The sequence below is a fragment of the Sphingobium sp. SA2 genome (genome assembly GCF_032227065.1).
GTDB lineage: Bacteria > Pseudomonadota > Alphaproteobacteria > Sphingomonadales > Sphingomonadaceae > Sphingobium.
In genome coordinates this window covers 997,575-1,010,288 of sequence record NZ_JAPMXX010000006.1, presented here as the reverse complement: position 1 = coordinate 1,010,288, position 12,714 = coordinate 997,575, and the positions used below count along the sequence as shown (strand labels likewise).

General features: G+C 63.3%; 11 protein-coding genes. 3 read left to right on the top strand and 8 right to left on the bottom strand.

Annotation, left to right across the window (positions count from 1 at the left end):
* Nucleotides 1-14: 14 nt before the first annotated feature.
* Nucleotides 15-212: a hypothetical protein gene (locus OVY48_RS12595; RefSeq protein ID WP_255245821.1), complete on the bottom strand. Its 198-nt coding sequence runs from the start codon at nt 210-212 to the stop codon at nt 15-17.
* On the opposite strand from OVY48_RS12595, the gene OVY48_RS12590 reads away from it, so the two are divergent.
* On the top strand, nt 148-2,658 hold the full coding sequence (locus OVY48_RS12590) for an EAL domain-containing protein (protein ID WP_409593679.1): 2,511 nt from the start codon (nt 148-150) through the stop codon (nt 2,656-2,658). The two genes, OVY48_RS12595 and OVY48_RS12590, sit on opposite strands and share 65 nt — an antisense overlap.
* 383 nt (nt 2,659-3,041) lie before the next feature.
* Here the strand turns inward: OVY48_RS12590 and OVY48_RS12585 are convergent, their stop codons facing one another.
* Entirely contained in the window at nt 3,042-3,464 is a 423-nt protein-coding gene (locus tag OVY48_RS12585; RefSeq protein ID WP_313923081.1) for a response regulator, read from the bottom strand.
* Between the two features lie 76 nt (nt 3,465-3,540).
* The gene (locus OVY48_RS12580; protein WP_313923080.1) at nt 3,541-6,318 is read right to left on the bottom strand and encodes a TonB-dependent receptor; all 2,778 of its coding nucleotides are present in this window, start codon (nt 6,316-6,318) and stop codon (nt 3,541-3,543) included.
* A gap of 170 nt (nt 6,319-6,488) precedes the next feature.
* Between OVY48_RS12580 and pip the strand changes: the two genes are divergently transcribed.
* Nucleotides 6,489-7,460, top strand: a complete 972-nt coding sequence (gene pip / locus OVY48_RS12575; protein ID WP_313923079.1) for a prolyl aminopeptidase — start codon at nt 6,489-6,491, stop codon at nt 7,458-7,460.
* Complete coding sequence (locus tag OVY48_RS12570; protein ID WP_409593216.1) at nt 7,451-7,777, top strand: hypothetical protein; 327 nt, start codon at nt 7,451-7,453, stop codon at nt 7,775-7,777. Before pip ends, OVY48_RS12570 begins: the two co-directional genes overlap by 10 nt.
* 44 nt (nt 7,778-7,821) lie before the next feature.
* Here OVY48_RS12570 and OVY48_RS12565 read toward each other — a convergent pair whose 3' ends face one another.
* The 5 genes from OVY48_RS12565 to aspS form a co-directional block, all read right to left on the bottom strand.
* Complete coding sequence (locus OVY48_RS12565; RefSeq protein ID WP_037473899.1) at nt 7,822-8,007, bottom strand: hypothetical protein; 186 nt, start codon at nt 8,005-8,007, stop codon at nt 7,822-7,824.
* Nucleotides 8,008-8,072: 65 nt separating this feature from the next.
* The gene (locus OVY48_RS12560) at nt 8,073-9,353 is read right to left on the bottom strand and encodes a methyl-accepting chemotaxis protein (protein ID WP_069065518.1); all 1,281 of its coding nucleotides are present in this window, start codon (nt 9,351-9,353) and stop codon (nt 8,073-8,075) included.
* An 82-nt stretch (nt 9,354-9,435) separates the two neighbouring features.
* Nucleotides 9,436-10,227, bottom strand: coding sequence for a polyphosphate kinase (locus OVY48_RS12555; RefSeq protein ID WP_313923078.1), 792 nt, complete (start codon nt 10,225-10,227; stop codon nt 9,436-9,438).
* A gap of 39 nt (nt 10,228-10,266) precedes the next feature.
* Nucleotides 10,267-10,884: a hypothetical protein gene (locus OVY48_RS12550; protein WP_313923077.1), complete on the bottom strand. Its 618-nt coding sequence runs from the start codon at nt 10,882-10,884 to the stop codon at nt 10,267-10,269.
* 36 nt (nt 10,885-10,920) lie between these two features.
* Nucleotides 10,921-12,705: an aspartate--tRNA ligase gene (aspS, locus tag OVY48_RS12545; protein ID WP_313923076.1), complete on the bottom strand. Its 1,785-nt coding sequence runs from the start codon at nt 12,703-12,705 to the stop codon at nt 10,921-10,923.
* Between the last annotated feature and the right edge of the window lie 9 nt (nt 12,706-12,714).

The window sequence follows — 12,714 nt, the reverse complement described above, 5'->3', positions numbered from 1 at the left end:
GCAGTAAGCCTCTGTCAACGACTTGGCGCTATTATTGGGCGCATGAATCCATTGCGCGCTTCCTTGTCTGATCCGTCTTCGCGGCCGATGACCTTGATGGTCGCACTGGGCCTGACGGAAAGCGGAACCGAGGTTTCCGCATCCTGGATTTCGGGAGCGTTCGCGCCGATCGCGCGCTTGTGGCCGTTGATCCTGCTGGCGAAGATCTGCATCGTCAGCCTCCTGCATATCCCCTTTTATCACGCAGGGGACGGGGAGCAGGCCGTAGTCCTGGCTATCATGCTGTTGGTCGACGGCGTCTTGATGATCGTCCCGCGCCAGGCGCCGTTTCAAGCGGTCAAGCCCCATGTCCAGAATCGGCTGATGTTGCCGATGGTGTTTTTGTCGGGGCTCTGCTTCAGCCTCTGGCTAGGGCAGGCACCCGCAGCGGCGTCGGCACCTGCTTTTCTTTTGGCAGTCCCCGAATTGGCCGTCGCTCTATTGGCTGTCTGTATTTTCGGCGACAGGCGTCTGTTGGGGATCGGCTATTTTCTCGGCCTGTTGCTGGTGGCCGTGACGGAACATGCCGGTGTCACGCACATCGGCATGCTGTTGTGTTGCGTGATCGTGATGGCTGTTGCGACGGTGCGGCAAGCCACGGTCGATCGGGACTGCGCCATCGAACGGCATAGGCAGGACCTGCGCGCGCAGCGTTCCGATCGACTATTGTTGGAGCATGAGCGCACCGGGCGGGGCTGGTTCTGGGAAACCGACCGGCACGGATGCCTGACCTACATATCCGATACGCTGGCGCAAACGCTTGATGCGCGCGAAGGCGCGCTGATCGGCCGCCCGATGACGGAAATCATCCGGCCGGGCGACAGGCAGCAAGGCGACGGGGAGCGCACACTGGGCTTTCATCTGTCGGCGCGGACTGGCTTTTCCGACCTCTCGGTCTGCGCGGCGATGGCGAAGGAAGAGCGATGGTGGTCGATCTCCGGCCAGCCGGTGTTCAACGAATATGGGCAATTTCATGGCTTTCGCGGCAGCGGCACGGATCTGACGGAAATGCGCCGCAGTCAGGCCGAAGTGACGCGCCTTGCCCAGTTCGATTCCCTCACCGGCCTTGCCAATCGTATCCAGATGCTCAGTTCCTTGGAGCAGGCGGTCACGGAGCGGCCGGGCCGACCGGGCGATTGCGCGTTGATGATGCTGGACCTTGATCGGTTCAAGCTGGTCAATGACACGCTGGGCCACCCTGCAGGAGACGCGCTGCTGCGCCAGGTCAGCCAGCGACTTAAACGCACCGTCGGCGACAAGGGGTTGGTCGGGCGTCAGGGGGGCGACGAGTTCAAGATATTGCTGCCTGGACATCATGACCGGGATGCATTGGCCCTTCTGGCCCAGACCATCATCAACGCGGTGGCCCAGCCCTATTCGATCGAAGGCAATGCCGTCGTTATCGGCGTATCCATCGGCATATCCTGTGCGCCCCAGGATGGCGTTACGGCCGATGCGCTTATTCGCAACGCCGACCTTGCGCTCTATGCGGCGAAGGGTGACGGCCGAGGCAGGCATCGCTTCTATTCGTCGGAAATGCATGCCGACGCCGAAGATCGCCGTCGCCTGGAACAGGATCTTCGCCATGCGCTGGCCAGCGATGGCTTGCATCTGGCCTATCAACCTGTCGTGTCATTGCGGACAGATCAGATCACTGGATATGAGGCGCTGTTGCGCTGGACGCATCCCGTGCGGGGGCCGATTTCGCCCGCCTTGTTCATTCCCATCGCCGAAGACAGCGGGATGATCAGTCAGATCGGTGAATGGGTCATCCACACCGCCTGTCGAGACGCAGCGCAATGGGACGATGGCATTCGCGTTGCAGTAAACGTTTCGCCGACGCAATTTGCCAATATCGGCTTTCCGTCCACGGTCATGAATGCGCTCGCCGCGTCGCAACTGGCTCCCGAACGCCTCGAACTTGAAATCACCGAAAACGTCTTCTTGAACGACGATGATGGCACCGACGCCATGTTCGCGCGATTGAAGGCATTGGGTGTAAGATTGGCGCTGGATGATTTCGGGACGGGCTATTCCTCGCTCGGCTATCTGAAGAAGGCGCCGTTCGACAAGATCAAGATTGACCAGAGTTTCGTGCGGGGCGCGGCCATCAAGGGCAGCCGCAACAGCGCCATCATCAAGGCGATCGTCAGCCTGGCGGAGGCGCTGGGGATGGATACGACCGCTGAAGGCGCGGAAACGCAAGACGAACTTGCGCTGATCCGGCAATTGGGGTGTAGCCATGTTCAAGGCTATATCTATGGCCGCCCCATGCCCTTCGTCGATGTCATGGCAAGCCACGACACGCATGGCGCCAACGTGGCGATGGACGGCTTTAAATCCAGTCGGCCCAGTCGCAAGACCATGTTGCGAACCGTGGCCATTCACCACCAAGGCCATGTCTACACGGGTCGGGTCCGCAACATCTCGGCCACTGGTGCGCTGATCGAAGGGCTATGGAATGTGCCATCCGGCACTTTGTTCGCCATCGAGTTGGCAGAAGGCCAATCGGTCAATGCGACCGCCAAATGGTCGAAGGGCGACCGAATGGGCGTAGAATTTGCTGGTATGATCGATCTGAGTGCCTTGCGTAATGCGCCCAAAACGCTCGCGTCCTGATCTGCTTATTGCGTAACTAAAGGACTGGTTCAGCAACAAAATATCACCATTTTGCGCAGGAACACCGGGGTTCGGTAGTGATTATGCTCCACGGATACACCCGATGGAGAATAAGATATGCGCAAAGGTGATGATGACGGTCGGACGAACTCTGGACAAAGGTCCGGCAGAGGCAATCGCGCCATATTGGGTTTGGTGATCGTCTTGGGCGTCGCCACTTTGAGTGCCTACTATATTTCGGGGAAAGACAGGCCGGTGCAGCCCGCCAGCGGTGCCGCCAACGCCATGGCACTCGCCAGTTCCAAACCATCCGCGCGCTGATACGTGACGCATAAAAAAAGGGGGAAGAAGCCATTGGCCTCTTCCCCCTTTTTATATTGTGTTCAGGCAGCAATCGCGACTGGCTCCGCATCCATCTCCACCAGGCCGCGCGCCACGGCCTTGATCAGGGTGACGAAGCGCGTGGCTTCGCGCACGATCATCGCCTTGTTGAAGCAGGCGGCGGCGCCCCGGTCCATCGCTTCAGCGACGATCGGTGCGCCTTCGCGCATCAGGCTGGACAGCATGATGACCGGGCATGGGTCCATGTCCATGATCTCGTCCAATATCGCCATGCCGTCCTTGCCGGGCATGGCGATGTCGAGGGTCACGACATCGGGCTTTTCCAGCCGGATCATGTCGATCGCTTCCTCGCCATTGCGGGCGATCCCGACCACCTGAACCCGGCGGTCGCGCTCCAGCAACGTCTCGATCATCGCCCTGATGGTGAGCGAATCGTCGACAACCACAATCCTGATCGGCTTCATCCCGTCGTCTCCCGAACCTTTGATAGCTGTCATAACGGCAGGGCAACGACGGGCTTTAGGCGTGGCTAACAAGAATTTAACTACGCGACCTGTTCCCGCCGCCAAAATTGGGAGAGAACAGCTTGCGGATGCTGATAGACACGGTGCGGCCCAGTGGATCGAGATAGCCGGGCTGATACCGCAGCGGGGTCATGCCCGTGGCATCGGTGACCTCGCGGCGCTGGTTGAAGATATTGTCGATGCCGATCGACACCCGTGCCCCGCGCAGGAACGGCATATCCTTCACCAGCATCGGCATTTGCCCCAGATTAGCGAAGATACGCAGGCTTGCGGTAGCGAGGCTGCCGAAGTTCAGCCGTGATCCTCCACCAAGCGCGCCATCGACATGGGTGCCGCTTTCCCAATCAATGCCCAGCCGTGCCCCGATACCGTTATTGGTATAGCCGATCCGCGCGTCGATCTCATGCCGGGGTTGACCGCCAGCCGATCCGGTCGCGTCGCCGTTCAGCAGGTCGAGTTGCGGCACGCCGGGCGCAATGTCGATACTCTCGGTCAGATGCCAGGTGTGATAGAGGCTGACGCTGATCCGTCCGCCGCCCTGGCCACCGCCGCGTCCGCCGCCAAAGCCGCCGCCGCGTGGGCCGGACGGGCGCCCGCCTTGTCCCGCGCCCCTTTCTCCGCGCGGCCGGTCGGCACCCTCTTGCCCTGGTGCGCGCTGCGGTCGGTTGCCGAACAAGGCCGCCAATTCGGGTGGCCGGTCTTCGGGCTTGCCGCCCGACGCGCGCCACGCTTCCACCAGCTTCTGGACATGCGACTTGATCGGAATCGACAGGTCAAAGCCCCAGCGCAATTGTTCGCTCTGCGACCGCAGGAAGTTGAACGGTCGGGCGTCGATCTGAAGCAGGCTGCCGTCCGCATCGCGCAGGAAACGTTGCGGGAAGGCCGCTTCCAGCGCCGGTGTTGGCGTAGGAAAGGCTGCGACCGGGTTGCTGGTCCGGCTGTTGAGATAGGTGGCGGTCAGCGTCAGATTGGGCTTTTCGAACGGCTTGACCCTGGCCGACAGGCGGAACTGGTCGCGCACGCTTGCGCGCAGCGCGGCGCTGCCGCCTGACAATTGGGTGACGAACACGCTCTGCCCGGTTGCATAGTCGAAGACCGAGACATTCGGCGTGGCGATCAGCGGGTCCGTGATCTGTGCACCCGTTGGCGCGGCCCGATCCTGATTGGCGGATGCCAATATCTGCACCGCCTTCACCGGTTCCCAGCGCAGGCCATAGCCCAATGTCGAAAGCGTCCCGAAATCCGAATAATGCTGCGCGGCAGCATTCAGGTTGACGCTGATGTCGCCAACTGCGCCCAGCACATCCCTCGATCGGCTGGTGATCGGCAGGTCCAGGCTCAACTGACCGCTGCCGATCTCCCGGCTGTAGCGGGTCTCGCTCTCGACGCCCGACCGGGTCGACCGGCTGTCAAAGCCGTTGGCGGACGCACCGATCCTGATCGAACTGGTCACGTCGCCAGCGGGCAGGTCGAACAAAGTGCCGCTCAGCAAAAGATCGCCCTGTACCGCTTGGCTCTTCGCGCGCGCCCGGTCGGACAGGCGCGTGGCGATCAGGTCGGGGGTGAAACTGCCATAGGGATTGACGCTGGAGTCCCCCGCATCAAGCGCGGCCTGGATCGCACCGCTATCCACCCCACGGTCGGTGCGGGTGCGGGTGATCGACAGGTCACCATTGCCGGTGAAGGACCATTGCCAACTGCGCCCCAACTGACCGTTCAGCGTCAGCCCGATATGCCCCGTGGTGCCGCGTATCTGCTGCTCCAGTGCGCCTGCCTGTGCCAGATAGCGATGGAGCGTCGTATCGCCTGCGAAGGGAGAGAAGGGGCTGCCGCCCGGCAGCGTCAGCGCGTTGGCCGACAGACCCTGCAACGAATCATTATCCGAAAGCTCCAGTCGTCCATTGAGCGTGGCGGTCACGCCGCCCAGCGCGCGGGCCAGCGTGGGGTTGACGGAGAAATTCTCCGTTTCCGGGCTCAGGCTGAGATAGCGCGTCAGGTCGCTGACGCCGGTGACGTTCGCGCCTGCGACGAAATCATTGAGGCTGGGGGCACCGAACGCTGCGCTAGTGGGGACGCTCGCCACGGTCACGCTCTGCCCCGCCAGGGCCGAAAGCGCTGGGTCTATGGCATCGCCAATAATTGGCGCGGTGACATTGCCGCCAAGCGAATAGGGGCGGCCGGGCGCAGTCGGAAGGATGCCGCGCTCATTTTCCAGCAGCGCGGCAGCGCGGCTATATTTGAGATTAAGGGTGAAGCGATTGTCGCCCTGAATGCGCAGCATCCCGGCTTCGACCTGGCCATTCTCCCGCCCGCCCTGCGTCGTAACGCCCGCGCGCGCTTCGGCGGTTTCGGCGCGGAACCGCTCGCGCAGCACGACATTGACGACCTTCTGCGTCGGCGCATAGCCATAGGAGAGCGCGACCTGTTCGGGCAGGATTTCGACCCGCGCCACCGCTTCGGAGGGAATGTCCTGAATTTCCGAGAAGCTCGATATCCGCTTGCCATTGAGCAGAATCACCGGCGAACCATTGGTCTGCGGCGACAATTCGCTGATCATTTCGGAAATGGACGTAACGCCCAGCGCCCGAACATCGGCAGCCGATAGGGTCTGTTCCGGTTCGATATTGCCGATCACCGATCCGCGCGGGGCTTGGCCGGTAACGATTATCTCTTCGCCCTCTATATCCTCCATCTGGGCGGGTGGCGCGCCGACGGGCACCTCCTGCGCCATCAGCGCGGCAGGCGCTGTCCCCAGCAGGAACGGAACAAGCACTATGGACGTGGAAAACCGCACGAAAACCCCCAAAAATCAGACCGGATGCTGATGAACGATTAGCCGCCACTTGTCGCAGAACTCTGGCAACCGACAGACGAATTTGTCGCAACATGTAATGGCGCGGCTGAACCGGGGCTGGCCGAGGTGGAACATGGCGAAGCCAGGCCGGGGCTGCTAGAAGCAACGCCATGCGAACGCTCTATCCCCCGATCACCCCCTTCGCCTCCGGTCATCTCGACGTCGGCGACGGCCACCTTGTCTATTGGGAACGGGTAGGCACCCCCGGCGCGAAGCCGGCCGTCTTCCTGCATGGCGGGCCGGGTGGCGGCATCGCGCCCGACCATCGGCGCCTGTTCGATCCGGCACGCTATGATGTGCTGCTGTTCGACCAGCGGGGATGCGGCCGATCGACACCGCATGCGGACCTCAACGCCAACACCACCTGGCATCTGGTCGCCGATATCGAGCGGCTGCGCACGATGATGGGCGTCGACCAATGGCTGGTGTTCGGCGGAAGCTGGGGATCGACACTGGCGCTCGCCTATGCACAGGCGCATGGGGAGCGCGTATCGGAACTCATCCTCCGCGGCATTTTCACCATTAGGCGCAGCGAAATCGACTGGTATTATCAGCATGGTGCAAGCCGCATTTATCCCGACAAATGGGAGCGCTTCATTGCTCCCATCCCGCCGGAGGAACGGGGCGACCTGCTCCACGCCTATCATCGCCGTTTGACCGGACCGGATCGCGCCGCGCAGATCGCCGCTGCCCGCGCCTGGAGCGTGTGGGAGGGCGAGACGATCCGCCTGTTGCCCGACCCCGCGCTCTCAGCGGCGCATGACGCGGACGATTTCGCGCTGGCCTTTGCCCGTATCGAAAATCATTATTTCGTCCATGGCGGCTGGATGGACGATGGCCAGTTGCTGCGCGACGCAGGCAAGTTGGCGGGCATCCCCGGCGTCATCGTGCAGGGGCGCTACGACATGGCCTGCCCAGCCGAAACCGCCTGGGCATTGCACCGGGCCTGGCCGCAGGCGCGCTTCGACATGATCGAAGGCGCAGGCCATGCGTATAATGAACCGGGCATATTGGACGCACTGATCCGCGCGACCGATGGTTTTGCAGCCAGAACGACATGGGAGAGAGTGGCATGCGGATGATGATCATGATGGTGGTGGGTTTGGGCCTTACCGCTTGCGGCGGGAATGACGCGCCGACAGCCGCCGCGAACAATCAGGTCGCGCCGGAGACAGGCGCTGCGGCGCAAGTCGCCCAACTGGACGACGCGCAGCGCAATGGCGTGCTGGAACGGGCGATCCGGGCATCGGGCGCACCATGCCCGGTGGTAAGCCAATCGGTTCGAACCGAAGTGCGCAAGGGCGTGATGGGCTGGAAAGCGCGATGCGACAATGACACCGCCCATCTGATCGAAATCACCAGCGACGGCACCGGCCGCGTGACCAGCCGCCGGGATTGAGGGACGTCAGGCACCGCGCCCGGCAGACGCCCCTAAAGTAGTCCCTATTCGTGCGGGCGCAGCGATCGGTTGAGGCTTTCGAGCACTTCGGCGATGGGTTCGGTCACGGTCACGCTGCGGCCTTCGCCGAAGCGGATGCGGGTGCCGTCGTTGACGGATGAGACGAAGGTGACCTGAGTGGCGTTGACGGCAGTTTCGGTGCGGTCCGTCCCCACGAACATGACGAGCATGGCTTCCTCTCCTTTTTTATGGAAGCACAGCCTATCGCGATTTTCGCGGCGCGCCAGTGGCTTTATCAGGCGGCGCGGATTTCAGCGATGAAACCGCCAGCGCGCGCCTCCAGCCGGTGCGCTTCGTCCGCCAATCGCCGGGCTACCGCGCGCATTTCCTGCGCGCCGTGCGCCGTGGCCAGCGCATTGTCGCTGATCGCTTGCGCGCCCGCGCGGATATGGTCACTCGATGATCCGGCTTCAGCGACGCTGTCGGCGATCGTGCGCGTGAACGCGCCCTGCCGCGCCATCGCATCGAACAAGGCGGTCGACAGCCGGTCGGCGCGTGTCATGGCATCGTCGATCGTCATGTGGCCCGCAGCGACATCGCCCACGGCCGCGCGGATATGGTCGATCCGTTCGCCAATGCCCGCCGCTGCCGCGCGCGTCTGCGCGGCGAGCGATTTGACCTCGCGCGCGACCACGGCGAAGCCCTGCCCCGCCTCGCCCGCGCGCGCCGCCTCTATGCCTGCGTTGAGCGCCAGCATCGCCGTCGCGCCGGCAATGGCATCGATCAGCGCAGCGACCTCGCCAATCCCGTCGGCTTCGTCACGTAGTGCCGCGCTTTGTGCCAGGCCCGACCGGCTCCGCGCGGCCGCCTCGCGCATGGCCGCGCCCGCATCGCGCGCTTCGGCCTCCATCGCCGCGAATAAGTGGCCGAGTTCCGCGCCACCGCTCTGTAGCGCCGCCAGCCGGTCGGCAGTCTGCACTGCCGCCACCGCCATCGCCGCCGAATCGGTGCGGTCGCCGGTCGCCCGATCCGACACTTGTCCCGCCAGGACCGACAATTGCTCCGCCATCGCCACCATGTCCGCGATCAGCGCGCCGATATCGGCGCGGAAGTCCGTACTTTCCCGCGTGATCCGCTCCGCGCGTTCGGTGCGGGCCAGGGCCGTCCGCGCGTCGCGCTCGGCCGTCAGGCGCAGCAGCAGCGGCCCGCCCAGCACACCGGCATAACGCCCGCGCTCGACCAGGATCAGCCCCTCGCACCCGGCCCCCTGCGCGGCGTAGAGATCGACCAACTGCTCGACGGCCGCGCTGCGCTCGACCGTGGCACAGGGCCGGACATGATCGTCCAATCGCCCGCCGAAACTGGGATTGCGCAGCAGCGCATGGCCAAAGGGGTTGAACAGGATGCGCCGCATGTCGCGTTCGTAGATCGCGCCAGCGGGTCGGTCGGCCTCATCCAGCACCGGCAGCAGCCGCAGCCCGGAATCATCCTGAAAACAATCGACCGCCTCGCTGAGCGGACGGCCCAGCCTTATGACGGGACTGGTATCAGACAGGGAAAGACGCGCAGCAAGCATGGGCGTGCGTTAGCGCTCATTGGTAAACAGGCCGTTAGGAATTTATGACAATAATGTTACAAGCCCTTGTATTTGCACTATTTTACTGCGACTTTCCAGGAACATAGCCAAAGGCCTGTTCCGCCAATTTCACCACGGCCGGGTCCGCCGCCGGAAAGTCCATCGGCACCAATTGTTCCAGCCGCTCGGCGACATAGGTCAGCGCCGCGATCCGCCCGGTCTTGCGATGATTATTGTCGATGACGTGCCAGGGCGCATGCTTGGTATCGGTCTTCTTGAACATCGCGTGCATCGCGTCGAGATAATCGTCCCGGCGCGCGCGATTACGATAATCGTCGGTCCCGGTCTTCCAGCGCTTCCACGGCGTATCGAGCCGCTGCGCCAATTGTTCGTCCTGGGCTTCCTGGGTGATGTGGACGAACAATTTGACCATGTTCATGCCCGCGTCGATCTGCTGCCTTTCGAAGGCGTTGATCTCGTCATAGCCGCGTTTCCAGTCGGCCTTTTTGGCAAAACCCTCGACTCGTTCTACCAGCACCCGGCCATACCAGCTGCGGTCGAAGATCGCGATATTGCCGCTGGCGGGCAGCCGGGTCCAGAAACGCCAGAGGAAATGATGGTCGCGCTCGACTTCATTGGGCGCGGCGATGGGATGGACCTGATAGAAGCGCGGATCCCAGTCGGCGGACATCCGCTTGATGATCCCGCCCTTGCCCGCCGCGTCCCAGCCCTCCAGCAGGATGACGCTGCGCCGCTTGTGCAGGATGTGCGCGACCTGGATCTTGGCTAGCCGCTCCTGCAAGGCGGCGAGGGTCGCATCATAATCGCCATCGAATTTCGGTGCGGATTCATAGTCGGTCAGGGTGATGGTCATGAGCGCCATCATGACGCTGCATGGGCACGCTGTCGAGGCTCAACACCGGCGCAGCAGCCTGACGACGCCCAGCGCCATGACCGCCGACAGCGCATAGCTGGCCAGCAACTGGCTGGTCCAATGCCCGCCCATCGTCACCCGCGCGGCCCAGCCCGCCACCATCCAGCCGATCGCGATCCAGCCGATCGCCCGCACCATGGCGCGCCGATCCGCCAGCGCGACGATCGCCAACAGGCCGATCGTCGCCCCGGTGACCAATCCATAGGTCGAGGCCAGGCCGGAGGATGAACTGGGCTTGGCGACCGCGACCAACGCAGCCAGCGGACGGGGTGAATGGACGTAGAAACGCAGCAGGCCGTCCGCCGCGATCGCCAGGGCAAAGCTGATTGGCACGGCGAGCGCCATGCGCGCGCCGTGCAGCATATGGAGCAGGATAGCGACCGCCAGCGTCATCGCCCACATCCATGGCTCGGTCGCGCTCTTGGTCATGACATTGGCCCAGCCGGGCTGATACCCGAACAGCGCCTGCACGCCGCGCGTCAGCGCAGCTTCACCCGGCAACGGCTCCTGCAGCGCCCAGTTGAGCAGGCCGAGCAGCAGGCCGATCGCGCAGAGGGGTAGCAGCGGGCGGCGGGTCATCGTCCTGCGGGTCTTCATGTTCTTCTCCTGAAAACCGCGCAGGACCATGCCGGGTCAACCCTTGGCCTGCGGCTCCACCACGCGGACATGGAGTTCGCGCAACTGCTTGAACTCGGCGGCGCTGGGCGCGCCCATCAGCAGGTCTTCGGCGCGCTGGTTCATCGGGAACAGCGTGATTTCGCGCAAATTCTGCGCGCCGCACAGCAGCATCACGATGCGATCGACGCCAGCGGCCATGCCACCATGCGGCGGCGCGCCGTACTGGAAGGCGCGATAGAGGCCGCCGAAGCGCTCCTCGACATCCTGCTGTGACAGACCGACCAGCTCGAACGCCTTGACCATCAGTTCAGGCGACTGGTTACGGATCGACCCTGATGCGATTTCGAAGCCGTTGCAGACCATATCATATTGATAGGCGTTGATCGTCAGCGGATCCTGATTGTTGAGCGCGTCCAGCCCGCCTTGCGGCATGGAGAAGGGATTGTGCGCGAAGTCGACCGACTTTGTATCCTCATCATATTCGTAGAAGGGGAAGTCGACGATCCAGCACAGGTCGAACCGATCCTTGTCGATGAGGTCGAGCGTTTCGCCCACGCGGGTCCGGGCGAGGCCCGCCAGCTTGGCCGCCTGCGATTCCTTGCCAGCGGCAAAGAACACGCCATCGTTCGCGCCGAGACCCAGCGCCGCGATCAGCTTCGCAGTCGCTTCCTCGCCATGGTTTTTGGCGATCGGGCCACCGGGGATGCCATCCTTGATGTTGATATAGCCAAGGCCCGAATAGCCTTCGCCGCGCGCCCAATTATTCATTTCGTCGAAGAATTTGCGGCTGCCTGCGCCCGCGCCCGGTGCCGGGATCGCGCGAATGACGCTGCCGCTGTCGACTAGGCTGGCGAAGATGCCGAAGCCCGAACCCACGAAATGCTCGGTCACATCGGTAATTTCGATCGGGTTGCGGAGGTCCGGCTTGTCGCTGCCATATTTCAGCAGCGCCTCGGTATGGGGAATACGGCGGAAGCTGCCTGCGGGCGTCACCGGCTTGCCGTCGGCGAACTTCTCGAATATCTGGGCGATCACCGGCTCCATCGTGTCCCACACTTCTTCCTGGGTGACGAAGCTCATTTCGAGATCGAGCTGGTAGAATTCGCCGGGCAGCCGATCGGCGCGCGGGTCTTCGTCGCGGAAGCAAGGCGCGATCTGGAAATAGCGGTCGAAGCCCGCGACCATTAACAGCTGCTTATATTGCTGCGGTGCCTGCGGCAGGGCGTAGAATTTGCCGGCGTGAATGCGGCTGGGCACCAAAAAGTCGCGCGCGCCTTCAGGGCTGGATGCGGTCAGGATGGGCGTCGAATATTCGGTGAAGCCTGCATCTTCCATGCGGCGGCGCATGTCGGAAATGATCTTCGTGCGCTTGACGATATTGCCGTGCAGCGTTTCACGCCGCAGGTCGAGGAAGCGGTAGCGCAGGCGGATATCTTCGGGATAATCCTGCTCGCCCGCCACCGGCAGCGGCAGTTCGGCGGCGGTGGACAGCACGGCCACGCTGTCGGCGACGATCTCGATCGCGCCGGTTTCCATCTTGGGGTTGGTCGCTTCGGGACCGCGCGCGACGACCGTGCCGTCGATCGTCACGACCGATTCGAGCCGCAGCCCCTCCAGCACATGCAACGCTTCGCTGTCGGCCTTCGCCACCACCTGGCTGATGCCATAATGGTCGCGCAGATCGATGAACAACACGCCGCCATGGTCGCGCTTGCGATGGACCCAGCCGGACAGGCGGACGGTCGCGCCGACATCGGCTTCACGAAGGGCGCCGCAAGTGTGGGTGCGATAGGCGTGCATGGCGTTTGG